Here is an 18,422-nt window from a genome sequence, read left to right on the forward strand (position 1 = left end):
TTCACTGCCCCTCGTACAGCTCTTCGACTTTCGACAGCGCGTCGGCGTCCGCCGGCCCGAGGTCGTCCCGGAAGCCGAGGAACCGGGGGAAGCGCAGGGCGAACCCGGATTCGTATCGCGGCGAGGACTGTATCTCCTCGTACTCCACCTCGACGACGACCTTGGGGCGGACGACCACCTCGTTCCCCCGGTCCTCGACGACGAGCGGTTCGAGGCGCTCGGTCATCTCCACCAGTTGCTCGTCGGTGAGCCCCGAGAACATCCGGCCGACCTTGACGAACCCCGACCCGGTCGAATCGGTCGACTCTCTCGGGTCTGCCGAGTCGGCCGTGCAGGCGAGGTGGAGCCGACCGAGCCAGTCGCTCTTTCTCCCCTGGCTCCACTCGGCGCCGACGACCACCAGGTCGAGCGGCTCCATCGTCGGCTTCACCTTCATCATGTAGCCGACGCGGGAGCCGGGCTGGTACGTCGCCGCGAGGTTCTTCAGGACGACGCCCTCGTGACCGTCCGCGAGGGCGGCCTCGTACAGCTCCGCGGCCGCCTCGTCGCTGGGGCCGTGGACGCGTTCGGCCGCTTCGACGTCGAGGTCCGTCGCCTCGAACGCGCCGTCGAGTCGGTCGAGTCGCTCCCGAAGCGGAGTGTCGAGTAGGGTGTCGCCGTCGACGTAGACGGCGTCGAACAGGTAGGCGACGACCGGAATCTCCTCGGCCATCGCTTCGACTCCCTCGGTGCGCTTGACGCGTCTGGAGAGTCGCTGGAACGGCACCGAGCGCCCGGTGTCGGGGTCGTAGCCGACGACCTCCGCTTCGAGGATGCAGGTCTCGACGTCGACCCCCTCGCGGACCGCCCGGACGAGGTCGGGAAACGCCTCGGTCACGTCGTCGAGCCGACGAGTGAAGACGCGCACCTCCTCGCCGTCCTTGTGAAGTTGGGCGCGAATCCCGTCGTACTTGTACTCGACGAGTACGTCGTCGCGGTCGCCGGCACCATTGCTCTCGTCGCCTCCGTCCCCCTCGTCGCCTCCGTGACCGTCGACCTCGCCTCCTTCCGGGTCGTCACCGCCGACGACCTCGACCAGTCCCGACGCCAACCCCTCCGCCTTCCCGGCGAGCATCACCTTGATGGGACGGAACAGTTCGACGTCGAGTCCGCGGAGACCGTCGAGACCCTCGTCCCGAGCCGTCGTCGCGACGACCCGGAAGTCGTTGGTCACCTGGTGGGCGCGCTCAACGGCGGCGACGGCCGTCTCGTCGTCGGAGTCGGCGTCCTCCGCCCCGGCGAGGAACGCCTGCGCCACCGCGTCGCGAACGGTGCCCTCGCCGACGCCGAGGCGCATGGCGCCGACGACCGTCCGGACGACGTAGCGCGCCTCGTCGGGGTCGGCGTCGGCGACCAAGTCGGCGACGGCGTCGACCCGGCGGTCGCGGCTCCCCTCCCCTTCGAACCCCGGGAGGGACCGGAGCGTCTCGACGACCCCCGCGACGGTGAGCGTCTCCGAGACGAGCGTCCGCTGGACGCGATTCTCGACCGCCCACGCCGCGGCGTCGCCGAGGTCCCCCCGCTCGCGGTACTGGGCGTCGAGTTCGTCGGCGTCGACGCCGGTGGCCTTGACGACCGCCTGCCGGGTCAGACTGGAGGAGACGCCGAGTTCGTCGCCCTCCCAGTCGGCGAAGGCGTTCCCGCGGACGAGCGTCGCGAGAAGCGGGAGGTGGTCCTCGGCCGCCTCGGGCGGGCGGGGGGCCGCCGCCAGCGTTTCGGCGACGATGGCGGTCTTCTCCAGGTCTGCCGGGGTGGCTTCGAGCCGCCGGTAGATGTCGGCGAGCGCGGCGTACTCCATCTGGATTCGGCTATGGAGTCAGCGAGCATAAGCGCGTTCGCCGTGCAATCAGGGTCAGGGTCAGAATCAGGGTTCTGGTTCGAAGGAGGGGTCCGTTGTGCAGAAAGTACTCATGCGGTCGGCGACTCCTCACCGAATATGTCCCTCCTCCGAACTGTCTCGCTGGTCGGTCTGACCCTCCTCCTCCTCGGTGCGGCGGCCGTCGGGGGAGCGACCGTCGGCGCAGTACCGAACGACTGCACCTCGGGGCACGGCGTCAGCGTTCACGCGCTCGGTGCGGACGAGTCCGTCGACCCGGGGACCGAAGTCGTCGCCTTCGAGGACCTGTCCCCGGTCGAACAACGGGTGTTCCTCGAGGCGTACACGGACCGGGAGAACGGGAACGACTACGGCTCCTCGCCGGTGTACGAGGGCGGCGTCCCGTGGGACACCGACGCCCGGGTCGTCGAGTACCGCGGCGAGCGGTACGAGGTCGGTACCTGGGTCGCCGACTGCGGGCCCGGATACCGGTTCGTACTCGGGTTCGGCGGCGGCGCCGTCGCCCTCGTCGGCGCCCTCGTCCTCGGACTCGCGGGTGTCGTCGGCGGGTACCGCCGAATCGCCGACTGACATCACGCGGGAACCGACGCCCCTCGCCGACTCGAACACCCTTTTGGCCGCCGGCTTCGACGAGCGACCATGCCCACCGCACTCGTCATCGGCGGCTCCCGGTTCATCGGCCGCCACGCCGTGACGGAGTTCCGCGACGCCGGCTACGACGTGGCCGTGTTCAACCGCGGGCGCCACGAGAACCCCTTCGCCGAGGACGACGCCGTCTCGCACGTCGAGGGCGACCGGAAGGACCGCACCGACCTCCGGACGGCGCAGTTGAGCGTCGACCCGGACGTCGTCGTCGACATGGTCGCCTACCAGCCAGCGGACGTCGAGGTCGCCGTCGACGTGTTCGCCGACGTCGACGCCTACGTGTACGTCTCCTCGGGGTCGGCCTACGGCGCCGAGACGATTCCCAAACGCGAGGACGAGACCGCACTCGAACCCTGCTCGGCGGAACAGGCGACCGACGACTCGTACGCCAGTTACGGCGCCCGGAAGGCGGAGGGTGACCGCGTCGTCTCCTCGGCCGCCGAGGACGGCGTCAACGCGATGAGCCTGCGACCGCCGGTCGTCTACGGCCCGCACGACTACACCGAGCGGATGGACTACTGGCTCGGCCGCGTGCTCGAACACGACCGCGTCGTCGTCCCCGGCGACGGGACGAACCTATGGCACCGCGCCTACGTCGAGGACGTGGCGAGCGCCCTCCGCGTCGTCGCCGAGGAGGGTGCGCCGGGCGAGGCGTACAACGCCGGCGACCGTCGACTGGTGACGCTCGGCGAGATGGTCGAGGTGATAGCCGACGCCGCCGGTACCGACGTGGAGGTCGTCACCGCGGGCGCGCGCGAGTTGGCGGCGGGCGACCTCGCTCTCGGCGACTTCCCGCTGTACCGCGAGTACCCGCACGTCCTCGACACGGGGAAGCTCCACGCGCTCGGGTGGGAGTCGACCCCCGTCGAGGAGGCGATGGCCCGGACCGTCGAGGAGCACCGCGAGAGCGACCGCGACGGGCGCGAGGAGGGGCCGGACCGGGAGGCGGAGGAGCGGGTACTGGGCGTGTTGGACACGTTTTGAGCGCCCCCCGCCGGACGGGCCGCGTGCAGGTGGGCGTCAGTCGCCGCCCTCGCCGGTCAGCCGGCCGACCGTCTCCAACAGGTCGACGACGGCTTCGAGCAGCCGGTCGACTTGCCGTATCAGGTCGACGAGCCAGTCGAGTTGCAGTGCGACGGCTCCGTGACTCGCGATGGGTACGGAGGAGGCTACGTCGCCGGCGTCGACGCCGACGGCCAGGGCGAGCGCGAGGGCGCCAGCCGCCACGAACAGGTGTGTAGAGGGGCGATGTTTCACTACAGCCGTGTTCCCCTCCCAACGGTCAAAGGGTGTCGGCCGTCGTCTACCTCGGTCGCCGGAGGCGGACGCTCGCCTCGGCGTAGCTGTCGCTGTCCGCCCGGCGTCCCGGGCGGGGAGAATCGCCGCGACTCAGTCCCTGCCGTCGCTGCCGCGGATGCGCTCCATCTCGGCGACCTCCTCCTCCAGCCACTCGCGGAACCACTTCACGCGTTTGAGGCGCTGGTGGGCGATACTCTCGGCGGTGTCGCTGACGATGCGCGCGGAGTGGTCGCGGCCGCGTTCGAGCACGCGGTCGACCATCTCGGCGGCGTCCATGTGGGTGCGGGCCTCGTACCCCATCCGGAGGAGCATTAGCGCGGTGCCGTTGGCGCCGACCTTGTCGAGGATGTCCGCCTCCATGAGACAGCGGGCTTCGAGCGACACGTCCTCCAGTGACCCCTGATAGGAGTGGTCGGAGACGCACTGGCAGATTTGGTCGACGAACGACGCCGGATACTCGCCGCGCGATTCGAGGTACTCGCGGGCGACACGCGCGCCCTCCTCGGCGTGGACGTCCTGTTCGGCGTCGAGCTTCGCGATGTCGTGAAACAGCGCGGCGACCCGGACGATGTCGGGGTCGGCCCCCTCCTCCTCGGCGATGTAGCTGGCGAGGTCGACGACGTTCAGGATGTGGTTGTACCGGTACTCGGCGCTGTGCCAGGGGTACCAACGCATTCGCCCGCCGTCATCCTCGTTCTCGACGCTCGCGGCCAGATAGTCGTAGACGAACCGCTTCATCTCCGCGAACTCCTCGTCGGAGACGGAGGACTCCTTTATCTCGACGCCCACGGTGACACCTCGCGCGGGAATCCGTCGTTACTCATTGTTGTTGGAAGTGAGGGTACTTCGCCTCTTAGGCGTTACGACAGGTTTTAGAGGGATGAATCCGCCACGGAAGCGAGGCGAGACCGGCCGTCGCCGGCAGAAGCGTCCGGATTCCGACAGAGTCGACGGGGTGGCGTGCGACCGCGGGCGGCGGTATAGGAGCGTCTGCAACTGTCTAGGCACTCGACCGCACGCTGTCGTGCGGTCCGATATGCCGGGACCTGCAGACGCTACTATATAAGTCGGTGTGGCGACTCCCCTCGAACGTGACCGAGGCACGCTACCTGCGGGACACCGACACCAGGGAGTTCGAGGCGCGCGTCGAACGTCGGCTCGACGACCGCGTCGTGCTCGACGAGACCTGTTTCTACCCGACCGGCGGCGGCCAGCCCCACGACACCGGCGAACTCGTCGTGGCCGGTGGGACGGGGGCGGACGGAACGACCGGCAGGGACGCGGCCGGACCGGAGACGTGGCGAGTCGTCGACGTGACGAAACGGGACACGATATACCACCGACTGGACGCCGACGGCGGCGGTTCCGACCTGCCACCCGAGGGAGCGACCGTCCGGGGTCGGGTCGACTGGGGCCGGCGCTCCGCCCACATGCGCTATCACACGGCTCAGCACCTCCTCTCGGGCGTCTTGCTCTCCGAGTTCGACGCGCCGACGACCGGGAACCAGCTCTACACCGACCACGCCCGCCTCGACTGTGCGTACCCCCGGTTCGACGAGGAGGACCTGGAGACGCTCGAACGGCGCCTGAACGCGCTCGTCGACGACGCGCTCCCGGTCCGCTGGTACGAACTCGACCGCGCGGAGGCGACGCTCGACCCCGACCGAACCCGAATCTCGCTCCTACCGGACTCCATCACCGAGGTCCGAATCGTCGAAATCGGCCCCGAAGACGACCCGTTCGACCGCACCGCCTGCGCCGGCACACACGTCTCGAACACCGAGGAGGTCGGCCCGGTCCGAGTGACCGGGCGACGGACACAGGGGAGCGAGGAGGAGCGAATCGAGTTCGTGTTGGGAGAGACGGGCGACGGTGACGGAGCCGACGGGGGCGACCGGAACCACGGAGCCGACGTGGAGACGGAGCGAGGGCGATGAACGTCCAGCAGGTGCTCCCGAGGGACGCCATCCCGAGCGTCGACGACCCGTCGTTCGTGACCGACTACGACGGTCGAGCGGACGACGAAGTAATCGTGGTCGACGTCGTCGACGCCGCCGTCGCCGACGACACTGCCGACGCCGCCGACGGTGGTGAGGTGGCCCGGGCCTACCCCGTTCGCTACCTCCACTACCACGAGATTGTCAACGACCGCGTCGGCGACGTGCCGGTCGCGGTGACGTGGTGTCCGCTCTGCGGGAGCGCCGTCGTGTACGACCGGCGGGTCAGCGGGGAGGGTGAGAGCCGAATCCTGGAGTTCGGCGTCTCGGGCAAACTCGCGGACGACGACCTCGTCATGTACGACCGAGAGACCGAGTCGGAGTGGAAGCAGTCGCTCGGACGCTGCATCGCCGGGCCGCTCGAGGGCCACGAACTCGACGTGCTCCCGGCGTCGCTGACGACGTGGGGCAGGTTCCGCGAGACCCATCCCGAGGGGGTCGTACTTGCACCACCGGGTGGAGCCAGCGAGGCCGCCAGCGACACCGACGACCCGGCACCCATCGACTACGACGCCGCGCCGTACGAGGCGTACTTCGAGATGGAGGGCTTCGGGCTGGGAGCCCACCGGGGCGACGACAGCCGCGACTGGAACCGAACGGACCTCGACCCGAAGACGGTCGTCCTCGGCGTCGAATCGGGCGGAGAGGCGATCGGGTTCCCGCTCCCGGTGGTCGAGGCGGAGGGTGGCGTCGTGACCGCCACCGTCGGCGACGTAGCGGCGGTGGTGTTCGCGGGCGACGGGGGCGTTCACGCGTTCGAGCGCCCGACAGGGTTCGAGTTCCGGCGAGGGGACGGGACCGACGACGGCGACGTGACCGCCGACAGCGACGTGACCGACGGCGACGATGACCAAACTGGGCGGTTCGTCGCCGACGGTACGACGTGGGACGGCGCCACGGGCGTCGGCGCGGACGGGCGTCAGTTGGTGCGACTCCCGGCGCGTCGGCTGTTCGCCTTCGCCTGGCAGGACGACCACGGTCGGGACGCGTTCTTCGGGGTGGAGGGCTGAGGAGGGGAGCCTCCCCCTCGTGAGGCGTCGGACCCCGGCAAACGAAGTGGGGGCCGACCCGTGACCGCCCGACAGCACGGGGGTCGGCACCGATTTTTCACCGTGTGACGGGATACCTATTTACGCTCCGGCCGAGAGACGGGAATCGAACTATGCCCCGTGAGGACGGCAAGCGCAACTTCGCGCTCCGCGATGCGGACGGTTCCGAGAACAGCGTCTACAGCGGCAACACCCCGCGTCAGGCCGCGCTGAAGGCGGCACGGCGGCTCCACCCCGCTCCGAGCGAGGAGGCGGTCGACGACCACGCGGAGCTCCGACTCCGCGAGAAGGGGACGGACCGGGTCCACGTCTACCACGGCTGGGCCTGGACCGAAGAGAAGCCCGACGACGGCCCCGACTGGATGCCCGACTCGGTGACGCGAGCGAACGTCTCGAAGCAGGGCATCGAACACATCGACGAGTAGCCGAGGACGCTCGGGGGCCCTGTCGGTCGACTCGGTCGGCGGACGACGCCGTTCGACCGAGAGGGCAGTTCGGGTGTCGGAACATCATACAGAAGAGAGCATATCGGTCGTGTCGCCGAGGGCGTCCGGCACGAGCAACGAGTGGACTGTCAGACCCCGGTCGTTCGCTCCCTGCTGTGAGGTCTCGGTGTCGACACGGCTGCTCGCCGACGCCCACAAAAGTAGTAGTCCCGGGCGGATTCGAACCGCGAGGACTCACCGTCCGCTATTCGTCCTCACTTCGTTCGGACAGAATAGTCCCGGGCGGATTCGAACCGCCGTCAACGGCTCCAAAGGCCGTTATGATTGGCCACTACACCACGGGACTGCGCAGCAGTTCGTACGAAACCCCGACACAATAGCGTTGCCGTTCGGTCCGCCCGGGCCGCCTCAGTCCGCCGGTCGCTCGCTCTCCAGTTCGAGGTACCGACAGGCGTCGCTCTCGGGGTCGAAGCAGTCCGGACACTCGGCGTTGCGGTCGATGATGGTGTCCAGTCGCTCGGCGACGAGGTCGTCGATGACCGGTTCCAACTCGCGAGCCTCCTCGCGGAACTCGTCGACGGCGAGCACGTTCGCGAGGAAGCGCTCGATGACGCAGTAGGTTTCGAGGGCGTCGCGGGCCTTCACGATGCCCTCCTCGGTGAGCGAGACGCCCTTGTACTTCTCGTGTTCGGCGAGCCCGCGGGATTCGAGCTTGCCGATCATCTCGTTGGCGCTCGCGGGACTCACGTCGAGCGTGTCCGCGAGGCGGCCGGTCGAGGCGGGACCGTCCTCGACCTGCTGGATGAGGTAGATCGCCTTCAGGTACTGGTCGGCCGTGTTCATCGTCGCCCTCGGCTGTGTGGCGTGGTTCGCGTCGCTGGGGTCATTCGCGTGTCTCCATAATCTGAGTCACTTCCTCGACGCCGGCGGCCTCCTCTTCGCGGATCTCCCGGAGCTCCTTCAGAAGGTGCTCCCGGTCGACGGAGAACTCGGCGTCGCTGGCCTCGATGGCCTCGATGAGGTCGTCGTAGAACTTGTACGCCGTCTCCTCGTTGCAGAGCTGGTCGTAGAGGACCCCGTCGAAGTCCTCGGGTTTCGTCTGTCCGTACTTCGCCTCGACGAGCGTCTCGATGTCCTCGAAGGGGATGGACTCGGCGTCGAGTTCGTCGATGACGGTTTCGAGGCGCTCGCGGTGGTCCGCGGACTCCTCCGCGGCCTCCTCGAGCAGCGTCTCGATTTCGGGGTCCAGCTTCCGGTCCTCGTCGGCGAGCGACTGGTAGTTGTGGTACGCGCGCGCCTCGACGACCTCCTCCAGCACGACCCCAATCTGGAGGAGCCGGGCGAGCTGGTGGTCGGAGGCGACGCGGTGGCCGACGCTCACGCGCTCCCCCGGCCGGTCGACTGACGTGGCGATGCGTCCGCAGTCATCTGTTCACCGAAAGTACGGGGCGTGTACGACTTAAGCGGTTCCCTCGCCGTCGGTCGGCACCTCCGACCTGCGAGGAAACCCGTCCCCGGCGTTACTTCACTTCGTCGCGGTCGACTCGGGAGTCGCGCCCACGTCCGCGAGGAACCCCAGGGCGTCGGCTTCGGCCCACGCCTCGACGACCTTCCCGTCCCGCACGCGGTTGATGACGACGCCCGTCGTCGTTCCTTCTTCGCGTGGACTCGGCGCCGACGAACGGCCCTTCGTGGTGCCCGAGTAGTGCAGGTACATGCAGACGAGGTCCGCCTCGTCGTCACAGAAGCACAGTTCCTCTCTCGCCTCGAAGTCGGGGAACGTCGCGTGGACCTCCTTCGCGTAGGCCTCGGAGGCGTCGATGCCCGTCGTCTCGCCGCCGGGGCCGCCGTAGAAGACGCAGTCCTTGGCGTACAGCCTCGGGCTGGCGTCGTACTCCTTTCCGTTCCAGACCTTCTCGACGGTGCGGCGGCAACACTGCGGAAACGAAGGTCGAGGGCGGGGTCCCGTTCTCGTGCGGACAGTACGATTTTCGGGAGTGTCCACACGGAGAGAGCGGGTCTCGACGGGGCCGGCGCTCGTCTCGGGGCAGTCACTCCGACGGTCGTCGACGGTGAGAAAAGAGAACCCGTGAAACGGGCGTGAAACGCGACCGCGTCAGCTCAGGACCGGAGCCGCTGGGCGATAAGCTCCTGCAGGTCCTCGCGGAACTCCTCGACTTCGATCTCCTCGAGGACGGGGACGAAGAACCCTTCCACGAGCATGTTCCGGGCCGTCCGCGTCGGGATGGAGCGCGACTCCATGTAGAACAGGTCCTCCTTGTCGACCTGTCCGACGGTGGCCGCGTGGGAGGCCTCGGTGTCGTGGTTGTTGATGATGAGCTTCGGCGAGGCGTCGGCCTCGGACTCGTCGCTCAGCATCAGCGTGTTCTCGCGCTGGTAGGAGTTGGTGTCCCAGGCGTCGCGGCCGACGTCTTGGACGCCCTCGTACACCGAGCGCGCGCGGTCGTCGAGCACGCCCCGGGTGACGAGGTCGGCCGTCGTGTGCTCGGCCTTGTGCCAGACGCGGGCGTTCACGTCGAAGTGCTGGTCGCCGTGGCCGAAGAACGCGCCGACGATCTTCGTCTCCGAGGAGTCGCCGTTGAGTTCGGTCTCGACGTCCGAGCGCGTGAGCCGCGAGCCGATGTTCCCCTCGATCCAGTTGATGGTCGAGTAGACGTCGGCGTCGCCGCGCTTCAGCGTGTACGTGTAGGTGTCCTCGTCGAGCGTCTGGAGCGAGCCGTACTGGACGTACGAGTTCTCGCCCGCGGCGATTTCGACGAGGTTGCTGAAGTAGCGCTCCTCGCCGGCCTCGGCGTCGAAGTCGCCGTCGGCGCCCTCGCCGGAGCTGATGCCCTCGAGGATGGTCGCCGAGGCGGACTCCTCGGTGACGACGAGCGTGTGGCTGAACAGCGACCGGGAGTTCATCTCGGCGCGCACCTTGATGTCCTCGGCGTCGACGCCCTCGGGGATGTAGACGAGCGTCCCGGTCGTGAACAGTGCCGCGGAGAGCGCGGTCAGGTAGTTCGACTCGAGGTCGACGACGCTGCCGAAGTGCTCCTCCAGCAGGTCGCCGTGCTCCGAGAGCGCCTCGGTGAAGGGGAGCACCGTCGCCCCCTCGGCGTCGACGCGCTCGGTCTCGTCTTCGGCGCCGAGCGGGTCGACGAGTTCCTCGAAGTCGAGCGCCTCCAGGTTGGTCCATCGACGGCCGGGCGTCTGGATGACGTCCGGCAGGTCGAGCTCTTCGAGCGCGGAGAGCGCCTCCAGGCGTCGCTGGAGGAGCCACTCCGGTTCGTCGCGCTCCTCGGAGATGGTGCGAACCGTCTCCTCGGAGATGTCGGCAGGCAGTGTCGTACTCATTGAATCGTAATCGTCGTCCTCGGAGTTACCCGAGGCTTCCCTCCATCTCCAGCTCGACGAGCCGGTTCAGCTCGACGGCGTACTCGATGGGCAGTTCCTCCGTGATCGGCTCGATGAACCCCGAAACGATCATCTGCTTCGCGTCGTCGTCGTCGAGACCGCGGCTCTGGAGGTAGAACACGTCCTCGTCGCCGATCTTCCCGACGGTCGCCTCGTGGGCGACGTCCACCGTCGACTCGTTGATCTCCATGTACGGCATGGTGTCGGAGGTGGACTCGTTGTCGAACATCAGCGCGTCACACTCGACCGAGGTCGAGGAGTTGCGCGCCCCCTCCGCGATGTGGACGAGGCCGCGGTAGTTCGTGCGGCCGCCGTCCTTCGAGATGGACTTGGACTCGATGGTCGACTTCGTCTCGGGGGCGTTGTGGTACACCTTCGCGCCGGTGTCGATGTTCTGGCCCTTGCCGGCGAACGCGATGGTGATGTGGTTGTCGCTCGCGCCGCGGCCCTTCAGGATGGAGGCCGGGTACAGCATGGTGGCCTTCGAGCCCATCGAGCCCGAAATCCACTCCATGCGGCCGCCCTTCTCGACGATGGCGCGCTTCGTGTTCAGGTTGTAGGTGTTCTTCGACCAGTTCTGCACGGTGGAGTACTGGACGTGGGCGTCCTCGCCGACGAACACCTCGACGCCGCCGGAGTGCAGGTTGAACGCCGAGTACTGGGGTGCCGAGCAGCCCTCGATGTAGTGGACCTCCGAGCCCTCCTCGGCGATGATGAGCGTGTGCTCGAACTGGCCCATCCCCTCGGAGTTCATCCGGAAGTACGCCTGCACGGGCATCTCGACGGTGACGTCCTCGGGCACGTAGAGGAACGACCCGCCGGACCAGATGGCGCCGTGGAGCGCGGCGAACTTGTTGTCGCTCGGGGGGACGCACTTCGTCATGAAGTACTCGCGGACGAGGTCCTCGTGCTCGCGGAGGGCCTTGTCCATGTCCATGAACACGACGCCCTTCTCCTCCCACTGCTCCTGCATGTTCTGATAGACGATCTCCGACTCGTACTGCGCGCCGACGCCGGAGAGCGCCTGCTGTTCCGCTTCGGGGATGCCGAGTTTGTCGAACGTGTCCCGGATGTCCTCGGGGAGGTCCTCCCAGGACTCGGCGCCGCCGCGGGTCTCGATGTCCGGGCGGATGTACGGGACGATCTCGTTCACGTCGACCTCGGAGAGGTCGGGCTGGCCGGGCCAGTCGGTCGGCATCGGCATGGCCTGGAACTGCTCCAGCGCCTTCAGGCGGCGCTTGAGCATCCACTCAGGCTCGTCCTTGTCTTCCGAGATGAGACGGATGGTCTCCTCGGTGAGACCCTTCTCCGTCTTGAACGCCGACGACTCCTCCTTCTTGAAGTCGAAGCGTTCCTCGGTGTCGGCTTCTTTGAGGTGGTCTTGATCTGAGCTCATTTGTTGTGTATCGCTTGGGGTTGTAGGGTTAAAGGTAGCAGGTCCGTGTTACGCCGTACCGTACACTTCCTCGCGGACCCAGTCGTACCCCTTGTCCTCGAGTTCGACGGCGAGAGAGGCGTCGCCCTCCATGGCGACTTCCCCGTCGAGCATGATGTGGACCTTGTCGGGTTCGACGTAGTCGAGGATGCGCTGGTAGTGGGTGATCTGGAGGACGCCGGTGCCCTGCTCGTCGCGCAGGGCGTTGATGCCGTGGGAGACGTCCTGCAGGCGGTCGATGTCAAGCCCGGAGTCGATCTCGTCGAGCACGGCGATGGTCGGCTCGAGGATGGCGGCCTGAAGCACCTCGTTCTGCTTTTTCTCCCCGCCGGAGAAGCCGGCGTTGAGGTACCGGTGGGCGAACTTCTCGTCCATCTCCAACTGCTCCATCTTCTCGTTGAGCAGCTGCTGGAACTCGGCGACGCCGACCTCGCCGTCGTCGGCGGGGCCCTCCATCGGGGAGGTGTCGTAGCCCGACTCCTCCTCTTCCGTGTCCGCCTCCGCCTCCGCCTCGTCGTCGTCCTCGAAGAGCTCCTCGCGCTCGTCGAGCTTCGCGTTGAGCGCCTGGCGCAGGAAGTTGACCATCGTGACGCCCTCGATCTCGGCCGGGTACTGGAAGCCGAGGAAGATGCCGAGTGCGGCGCGCTCGTTCGGCTCGAGGTCGAGGAGTTCCCACGTCCGCTTGTCGTCGGGGATGTCGAAGTCCTCGCCGAAGTCGCCGTCCTCGAGGTGGAGGAGTACCTCGCCGTCGGTGACCTCGTAGGCCGGGTGTCCGGCGATGACCTTCGCGGTCGTCGACTTTCCGGAGCCGTTCGGTCCCATCAGCGCGTGAATCTCGCCGCTCTTCACTTCGAGGTCGACGCCGCGGAGGATCTGCTCGCCGTCCTCCTCTGCGACCTTGGCGTGAAGGTTCTTGAGTTCGAGTGTAGCCATCGTGCTCTGATTCCTCGTGCCCGACCTTCGGCGTGTTTCGCCCATGAAGGTTACGCATTTGCCCCCGTGTGCTTTTTCGGCTGAGAAGAAATCTTTCCGATTCGGCAACGGCTGGCGGTGACCGTCGCGACGAACGCGGGTCGTGGGCGGGGAGAGTGTCCTCCGCCGCTACATGAAGGAGCCGAGACCAGTCTGTTCCTGTCCCGACCGCACCTCGTCCCACGAGATGCCGAGCGCCTCGATGACCCGCGAGATGGGTCCCTCGAGTGTCTTGTTCAGCATCTTCTCGTAGTCGATTTCGAACTCGTCGGGCACCTGGTCTTCGTACTCGAAGCAGACGACGTCCGGGTCGCGCTTGAACTCGCCGTACAGGTCGTTCGTCTGCGGGTCCATCCCCTCCTCCTCTTCCATCCGTCGCCAGAAGTCGGGGTGGACCTTCTTCAGGTACACCCGCTTCGGCTTCGCGCCGCGTTGGAAGTTCGTCCCGAGGAAGGCGTTCGCGTACTTCGCCCCGCGGACCTGCGCGGTCGCGGTGTCGTAGGCGTCGAGACGCTTGCCGATGCCCCCCGGGATGCCGATTTCGTCGAGGGGCACGTCGCCGGAGTCGAACCGCTGAATCACGTCGTGGACGTAGTCTTTCACCACGTCGAGGTCCTCCCCGGTGACTATCATCTCGATGACCTTCCGCTGGACCTCCTTCGTGATGCTCGCGATGTCCGAGCGCTTGTACTCGAAGCCCGTGATGTCGATGTCGTCGACGTCCTTCCCCTCCTTCCAGATGATGTGGCCGGCGTAGCGCTTCTTCTTGCCCGCCTGGAAGAACCGCCGATAGAGCTTCTCGAACTCTATCTGGAAGCGGTGTTCGTCGGCGCCGAGTTCCTCGCGCGCGAAGTCGTCGTAGCGACCGTTGATGTGCTCCTCGATGGCGAAGGACTGCTCGATGGCCTCCTCCTTCTCGACGCCGGGCCCCAGTTCGAGCATGACGGAGTCGGTGTCCCCGTAGGCGACCGTGTGTCCCATCTCCTCGGCCGCCTGCTCGGTGAAGTTGATGACCTCCCTGCCGGTCGCCGTGATGGCCGCCGCCGACTCCTTGTCGTAGAGCCGGAAGCGGTCCCAGCCCGACACCCCGTAGAGGGAGTTCATGATGACCTTCACCGCCGCCTGCTGGCGGTCGAACTGCCCGTACTCGGAGGTCCCCGGCTGGTGCTCGTCGCGCCGGGACTTCTTCTCCTCGCGCTCGGTGAGCAGTTCGTCGACCATCTCGCGCATCATCCCGTCCGGCTCCTGGCGAAACAGGGTCCCGTTGGGCGCGCGGTAGGTCGGCCCGTCGAACTCCTCGCCGACCTTGGTCTCGGGAGAGGCGTTCACCGTCACCATGCACATCGGGTACAGCGACTTCAGGTCGAGCACCGTCACGTTCTCCGCGACGCCCGTGATGGGGTCGAAGACGGCGCCACCCTCGAAGTCCTCGGACTCCTGCTGACCTTTCGTCGGCAGCGCGAACCGCCCATAGGCGTTGTGTAGGACGTACATGTCGACCGCGTCACCGGGGGTCGGGGCGTCCTCCAGCAGACAGCCGACGAAGGTGCGTACCTCGTCCCAGAACGTGACTACGTCCTGTTTCTTGTCTATCTCGACGCAGAGTTCCACGTCCCTCACGTTGTACTCGAGGAGGCGCTTCGGCTCCTGTTCCCAGAGGTCGCCGATGTCGCCGGCGTAACGCTCCTTGCCGACGTCGAGTTCGAGTTCCCCGACGGCGTCCAGCCGGTACGACTCCAGCTCGGTGAACTGCGTGCGCTTGTAGGCGTACAGCAGGTCGAAGACGACCCGGCCCTTCACGTCGGGGCCGCCCCAGCCGCTCCGCCACACCTCGCCGACCCGGGAGAGCCGCTCGATAGAGAGGTCGTACTCGGTGCCGGGGTCGAGCCGCTCGAGGCGGTCGAGGAAGTATGGCGCGTCGAAGTCCTCGAAGTTCCACCCCGTCAGCACGTCCGGGTCCGTCTCCTCGATGTAGGAGACGAACGCGTCGAGCATGGCCGCCTCCTCCTCGAAGGTCCGAACGTCGAGCGTGGGGCCGTCACGAATCGGCTCGTACTCGGCGAGTTCCTCGGGCGCCTCGCCGTCGCCGACGGGGGCCTCGTACAGCCACGCGACGTACTCGTCGCGGTAGGAGTCGTGGCTCGTCAGGCAGACGATGGGCTCCTCACCCTCCTCGGGGAACCCCGAACGGTCGTCGACCTCGATGTCGAACGTGTTCACGCGCAGGTCGGCGTCGACCTCGGTCGGCTCGACCTCGTTGCTCGGCACCTGAATCGAGCCGTCGTCGAGGCGGCGTTCGGGTACGCGGACCCCGCCGCTGATGTCGTGGTCGATGAGAAAGCGGTTGGGAAAGAGGATGTCGGCCTCGTAGCTCTCGGGAAAGTCGTCGCGAATCTGCCCCACGTCGCGGGGGGTACGGGCGACGATTTTCGTCAGCGCCTCCCCGCGGATGCTCTCGAAGCGTCGGCCGTTCGCGTCCTGTTCGCGGGCGTCGAGCACCACGTCGTACTCGTCGACCGGGTTCGAGGTGAGCGTGTCCGTCGGGACGTAGAAGTACGGCTCGGTGCCGAGGACGCGGACGTGCTCGGGTTCGTTGTCGGCGGTACGCCCGAACACGTGGACGACCGGATACTCCCCGCTGCCCTGCCCCTCGACGGTGTAGTCCACCTGCGACACCTGCAGTTCGAGGTGGTCGGTCGCCTCCGGGAACTTGGCGTCCTCCGCCTCGACGACGGCGCTCACGTGTCCGCCGCCGTTGCCGGCGACGACGACGGCCTCCTCGCTCGGGCGGGCGCCCCCGTCCCCCGTCGTCCCGTCCCCCGAGTCGTCGGCGGCGCTCCCGTCCGCGGCGCCGTCGAACTCGCCTAAGGTGGGCTGCGTCATGTTGTCTCCCCTTTGCGGTCGGGGCTAAAAACCCCCGTGGTGTGGGGTCCTCGGGCTGTTCAGCCCCATCTCACACCGCGGTCGCGACCACCTCCCCGACAGTCACACTCCGACGGCCACATTCCCTTTGGCGCTTCCAGCCGTCGGGACGACCCAGCGATGAGCACGATTGCGGAACTCGAGGTCCCCGCGGCCGAGTTCGCCCTCGCCGACAGCTTCGCCGCCCTCCCCGACCTCGAGGTCGAGGTCGAGCGGGTCGTCGCCCACGACTCCGACCGGCTCCTCCCCTTCGCGTGGGTCCGGGCCGACGCCGCGACCGCGACGGCGGTGGCCGACGCCCTCGAATCGGACCCGAGCGTCGCCGAGGCTCGGGAACTCGCGGACGTCGGCGACGAGCGGCTCTACGAGATGCGCTGGGAGACGGCGACGGAGCTCCTCCGACACGTCGTCCACGAACAGGGGGCCACGGTGCGTTCGGCGCTCGGGCGGGACGGACGCTGGTCACTCCACACGCTCTTTCCCGAACGGCAGGGGTTGTCGGCGACCCGCGAGTTCTGTGCGTCCGCGGACCTCACCCTCGACGTGCGCCGCGTCTACGAGTTGGACACCCGTCGCCGGGGCCGGTTCGGTCTCACGCGGAACCAGCACGACTCGCTCGTCCGGGCCGCACGAATGGGGTACTACGACGTCCCCCGCGACGCGACGCTGTCGGAGGTGGCGTCCGGACTCGGTATCTCCCACCAAGCTCTCTCCGAACGCCTCCGACGCGGCCACGGCCACCTCGTGCGGGGCGCCCTCACCGTCGGGGCTGACGGGAACGAGCGGTAGTACGCGGCGTGAAGAGCGTAGGTCGGACCGGGTGCGCGTCCGCGAGTGACCGCGAGTGGGCGCAAGAGCGCGCTGGGAGAACATCGCGACGGAGTCGTACCCGAGGCCGTCAGCCGTTCGTCGGACGAATCCGGCGAGATTCGCCGTCTAACCCGCAAAGCATATACCATGGTACCACATAGCACGCTCCGTCGATGACCGATCATGCAGACGACGGACGTCGGGACCGGACGGGCGCCGAGCGCCCGAACCAGACGTTCGACGCCGACGAGGTGGGTGCCAGTGGCGCGAACGAGGCCGACGGCGGTGCGGACGCGACCCCGGTCGAGTCCTACGAGACGGACGACGGGACGGTGTTCTACGAGTCGGAGAACCCGCTCGCGTGGGTGCAGTCTTCGTTGACGGTCACACTGCAGGACAGCGCCTGAACCCGCAGTCTTTTGTGCGCGCAGGGACCCTCTCTCGAACGTGTTCGACCCGGCACCTGACGAACCCGACGAGTGGTCCGCCGAGAAGCGGTGGGGGGACCCCGAGCGTGACCTCCCGAAGGTGCCGGAGGCGCCCTCCACGCGGGACACCTCGGAGAACGAGGTGTCCGCCGACGTCGCCGCCACCTTCTGGGGCGTCGTCTTCATCGTGAACATCGGGCTGTTCGCCGTCGCGCTCGGGCCGATGCTCGTCTTCTTCAACGGCCAGTGGGAGTGGGGTGGCGGTCTCTTCGCGTTCGGCGTGCTCGCCCTCGGGCACGCCTACAGCCGGTACCGGACGTTCAAACGTGACCAGGAAGCGAAGGAGCGCGAGGGGGACGGGGACGCAACGGCGGTCGACGGCGGCGGGGACGCCGATGGTACGGATGACGAGGGTGAGAATCCGGTCGACGCCATCGACGCGGCCGACACCGCCACCAGCGAGGAGGCGGCCGCCGACGGAGAGACGACCGAAGACGGGGGCCTGACGGAATCGTGGTCGTCCGACCGAGCGGCGACCGAACGCAAGCGTTAGGCGTCCGCCGACGCTCCGGACGAACATGCAGACCGTCGAGGACGACGCCGGCAAGCGGTACCTCCTCGTGAAACGCTCCGGCGAGTCGAGTCTCGTCCGCGACCCCGACACCGGCGCGGAGCGGTACCTCCCGAACGCCGACCTCGACCCCGTCGACGACGCGGCGACGCTCGTCGTCGCGAGCGAAGGCGTCCCCGCGAGCGTGCGGCGCGTCCTCACCGCCGTCCGCGACGAGCGGTCGCTCGGGCTCCTCCTCGAACTGGTCGACCGGGGTCCGCTCCCCGTCAGGACACTGCTCTCGGCGTACGACCTCTGTGAGAGTGACCTCCACGGGACACTGACCGAGTTCCGGGCGGCCGGACTCGTCGAGGAGGCGCGAGTCGCCGGCGAACGCGGCTACGCCGCGACCGACCTCGCGGTCGACGCCGCGGAGCGGCTTCGCTCGGGCGGAGCTGATACGGACGAGGAATTGGGGGAGTGGTAAACGGCAGACGCTGCGGCCACGTCGGTCGTCACCCTGTTGCGCCAAGGCGTCGACCGGAGACGGACTCCGGCCGTCGTTGCGCTCAGTCG

19 protein-coding genes and 1 tRNA gene are annotated in these 18,422 nt (G+C 67.8%); 9 read left to right on the forward strand and 11 right to left on the reverse strand.

The features are described from left to right. Window position 1: 1 nt before the first annotated feature. Window positions 2-1,837 carry an ATP-dependent DNA ligase gene (locus N5095_RS13350; protein ID WP_267623379.1) on the reverse strand — a complete coding sequence of 612 codons (1,836 nt, stop codon included), beginning with the start codon at window positions 1,835-1,837 and terminating at the stop codon, window positions 2-4. Between the two features lie 138 nt (window positions 1,838-1,975). Here N5095_RS13350 and N5095_RS13355 point away from each other — a divergent pair, with 138 nt between their 5' ends. Further along, entirely contained in the window at window positions 1,976-2,446 is a 471-nt protein-coding gene (locus tag N5095_RS13355; protein ID WP_267623380.1) for a DUF7979 domain-containing protein, read from the forward strand. A gap of 69 nt (window positions 2,447-2,515) precedes the next feature. Then, window positions 2,516-3,505, forward strand: a complete 990-nt coding sequence (locus N5095_RS13360; RefSeq protein WP_267623381.1) for an NAD-dependent epimerase/dehydratase family protein — start codon at window positions 2,516-2,518, stop codon at window positions 3,503-3,505. Window positions 3,506-3,541: 36 nt separating this feature from the next. Here the strand turns inward: N5095_RS13360 and N5095_RS13365 are convergent, their stop codons facing one another. Together N5095_RS13365 and N5095_RS13370 are read right to left on the reverse strand one after the other, a co-directional pair. After that, on the reverse strand, window positions 3,542-3,778 hold the full coding sequence (locus tag N5095_RS13365) for a hypothetical protein (protein WP_267623382.1): 237 nt from the start codon (window positions 3,776-3,778) through the stop codon (window positions 3,542-3,544). Window positions 3,779-3,910: 132 nt separating this feature from the next. Beyond that, window positions 3,911-4,609: an HD domain-containing protein gene (locus N5095_RS13370; RefSeq protein ID WP_267623383.1), complete on the reverse strand. Its 699-nt coding sequence runs from the start codon at window positions 4,607-4,609 to the stop codon at window positions 3,911-3,913. A gap of 302 nt (window positions 4,610-4,911) precedes the next feature. Between N5095_RS13370 and N5095_RS13375 the strand changes: the two genes are divergently transcribed. The 3 genes from N5095_RS13375 to N5095_RS13385 all read left to right on the forward strand — a co-directional run bounded on the left by N5095_RS13375 (window position 4,912) and on the right by N5095_RS13385 (window position 7,291). Beyond that, window positions 4,912-5,757: an alanyl-tRNA editing protein gene (locus N5095_RS13375; protein ID WP_267623384.1), complete on the forward strand. Its 846-nt coding sequence runs from the start codon at window positions 4,912-4,914 to the stop codon at window positions 5,755-5,757. Further along, window positions 5,754-6,827, forward strand: coding sequence for a DUF3179 domain-containing protein (locus N5095_RS13380; RefSeq protein ID WP_267623385.1), 1,074 nt, complete (start codon window positions 5,754-5,756; stop codon window positions 6,825-6,827). Before N5095_RS13375 ends, N5095_RS13380 begins: the two co-directional genes overlap by 4 nt. 152 nt (window positions 6,828-6,979) lie before the next feature. Then, window positions 6,980-7,291 (forward strand): non-histone chromosomal MC1 family protein, encoded by a 312-nt coding sequence (locus N5095_RS13385; protein WP_267623386.1) that lies wholly within the window; start codon window positions 6,980-6,982, stop codon window positions 7,289-7,291. A gap of 294 nt (window positions 7,292-7,585) precedes the next feature. Here the strand turns inward: N5095_RS13385 and N5095_RS13390 are convergent. From N5095_RS13390 to N5095_RS13425, 8 genes are all read right to left on the reverse strand, one after another. Further along, window positions 7,586-7,658 (reverse strand) — tRNA-Gln (locus tag N5095_RS13390). Window positions 7,659-7,720: 62 nt separating this feature from the next. After that, window positions 7,721-8,155 (reverse strand): metal-dependent transcriptional regulator, encoded by a 435-nt coding sequence (locus N5095_RS13395; RefSeq protein ID WP_267623387.1) that lies wholly within the window; start codon window positions 8,153-8,155, stop codon window positions 7,721-7,723. A gap of 40 nt (window positions 8,156-8,195) precedes the next feature. Continuing rightward, window positions 8,196-8,693 (reverse strand): ferritin family protein, encoded by a 498-nt coding sequence (locus N5095_RS13400; protein ID WP_267623388.1) that lies wholly within the window; start codon window positions 8,691-8,693, stop codon window positions 8,196-8,198. A 144-nt stretch (window positions 8,694-8,837) separates the two neighbouring features. Then, the gene (locus N5095_RS13405) at window positions 8,838-9,317 is read right to left on the reverse strand and encodes an ester cyclase (RefSeq protein ID WP_267623389.1); all 480 of its coding nucleotides are present in this window, start codon (window positions 9,315-9,317) and stop codon (window positions 8,838-8,840) included. Between the two features lie 116 nt (window positions 9,318-9,433). Then, window positions 9,434-10,669, reverse strand: a complete 1,236-nt coding sequence (gene sufD / locus N5095_RS13410; protein ID WP_267623390.1) for a Fe-S cluster assembly protein SufD — start codon at window positions 10,667-10,669, stop codon at window positions 9,434-9,436. Between the two features lie 25 nt (window positions 10,670-10,694). Next, window positions 10,695-12,125, reverse strand: a complete 1,431-nt coding sequence (gene sufB / locus N5095_RS13415; protein WP_267623391.1) for a Fe-S cluster assembly protein SufB — start codon at window positions 12,123-12,125, stop codon at window positions 10,695-10,697. A gap of 48 nt (window positions 12,126-12,173) precedes the next feature. Then, entirely contained in the window at window positions 12,174-13,097 is a 924-nt protein-coding gene (locus tag N5095_RS13420; RefSeq protein WP_267623392.1) for an ABC transporter ATP-binding protein, read from the reverse strand. Between the two features lie 168 nt (window positions 13,098-13,265). Then, a complete protein-coding gene (locus tag N5095_RS13425; RefSeq protein WP_267623393.1) occupies window positions 13,266-16,019 on the reverse strand; it encodes a DNA-directed DNA polymerase in 2,754 nt (917 codons plus the stop codon). Window positions 16,020-16,178: 159 nt separating this feature from the next. Here N5095_RS13425 and N5095_RS13430 point away from each other — a divergent pair, with 159 nt between their 5' ends. The 4 genes from N5095_RS13430 to N5095_RS13445 all read left to right on the forward strand — a co-directional run bounded on the left by N5095_RS13430 (window position 16,179) and on the right by N5095_RS13445 (window position 18,333). After that, window positions 16,179-16,847, forward strand: coding sequence for a helix-turn-helix domain-containing protein (locus tag N5095_RS13430; RefSeq protein ID WP_267623394.1), 669 nt, complete (start codon window positions 16,179-16,181; stop codon window positions 16,845-16,847). Between the two features lie 194 nt (window positions 16,848-17,041). Continuing rightward, the gene (locus tag N5095_RS13435; protein WP_267623395.1) at window positions 17,042-17,275 is read left to right on the forward strand and encodes a DUF7331 family protein; all 234 of its coding nucleotides are present in this window, start codon (window positions 17,042-17,044) and stop codon (window positions 17,273-17,275) included. 40 nt (window positions 17,276-17,315) lie between these two features. Continuing rightward, window positions 17,316-17,849 (forward strand): DUF7322 domain-containing protein, encoded by a 534-nt coding sequence (locus tag N5095_RS13440; protein WP_267623396.1) that lies wholly within the window; start codon window positions 17,316-17,318, stop codon window positions 17,847-17,849. Window positions 17,850-17,874: 25 nt separating this feature from the next. Beyond that, window positions 17,875-18,333 (forward strand): DUF7346 family protein, encoded by a 459-nt coding sequence (locus tag N5095_RS13445; protein ID WP_267623397.1) that lies wholly within the window; start codon window positions 17,875-17,877, stop codon window positions 18,331-18,333. The last annotated feature ends 89 nt before the right edge of the window (window positions 18,334-18,422 follow it).

Source organism: Halobium salinum (assembly GCF_026586625.1).
GTDB classification, from domain to species: domain Archaea; phylum Halobacteriota; class Halobacteria; order Halobacteriales; family Haloferacaceae; genus Halobium; species Halobium salinum.

Bases quoted from the DNA above. Each gene is read 5' to 3' on its own strand.
- N5095_RS13350 (WP_267623379.1), bottom strand. From the start codon at position 1,837: ATGGAGTACGCCGCGCTCGCCGACATCTACCGGCGGCTCGAAGCCACC.
- N5095_RS13355 (WP_267623380.1), top strand. From the start codon at position 1,976: ATGTCCCTCCTCCGAACTGTCTCGCTGGTCGGTCTGACCCTCCTCCTC.
- N5095_RS13360 (WP_267623381.1), top strand. From the start codon at position 2,516: ATGCCCACCGCACTCGTCATCGGCGGCTCCCGGTTCATCGGCCGCCAC.
- N5095_RS13380 (WP_267623385.1), top strand. From the start codon at position 5,754: ATGAACGTCCAGCAGGTGCTCCCGAGGGACGCCATCCCGAGCGTCGAC.
- N5095_RS13385 (WP_267623386.1), top strand. From the start codon at position 6,980: ATGCCCCGTGAGGACGGCAAGCGCAACTTCGCGCTCCGCGATGCGGAC.
- N5095_RS13395 (WP_267623387.1), bottom strand. From the start codon at position 8,155: ATGAACACGGCCGACCAGTACCTGAAGGCGATCTACCTCATCCAGCAG.
- sufD (WP_267623390.1), bottom strand. From the start codon at position 10,669: ATGAGTACGACACTGCCTGCCGACATCTCCGAGGAGACGGTTCGCACC.
- sufB (WP_267623391.1), bottom strand. From the start codon at position 12,125: ATGAGCTCAGATCAAGACCACCTCAAAGAAGCCGACACCGAGGAACGC.
- N5095_RS13420 (WP_267623392.1), bottom strand. From the start codon at position 13,097: ATGGCTACACTCGAACTCAAGAACCTTCACGCCAAGGTCGCAGAGGAG.
- N5095_RS13425 (WP_267623393.1), bottom strand. From the start codon at position 16,019: ATGACGCAGCCCACCTTAGGCGAGTTCGACGGCGCCGCGGACGGGAGC.
- N5095_RS13430 (WP_267623394.1), top strand. From the start codon at position 16,179: ATGAGCACGATTGCGGAACTCGAGGTCCCCGCGGCCGAGTTCGCCCTC.
- N5095_RS13435 (WP_267623395.1), top strand. From the start codon at position 17,042: ATGACCGATCATGCAGACGACGGACGTCGGGACCGGACGGGCGCCGAG.
- N5095_RS13445 (WP_267623397.1), top strand. From the start codon at position 17,875: ATGCAGACCGTCGAGGACGACGCCGGCAAGCGGTACCTCCTCGTGAAA.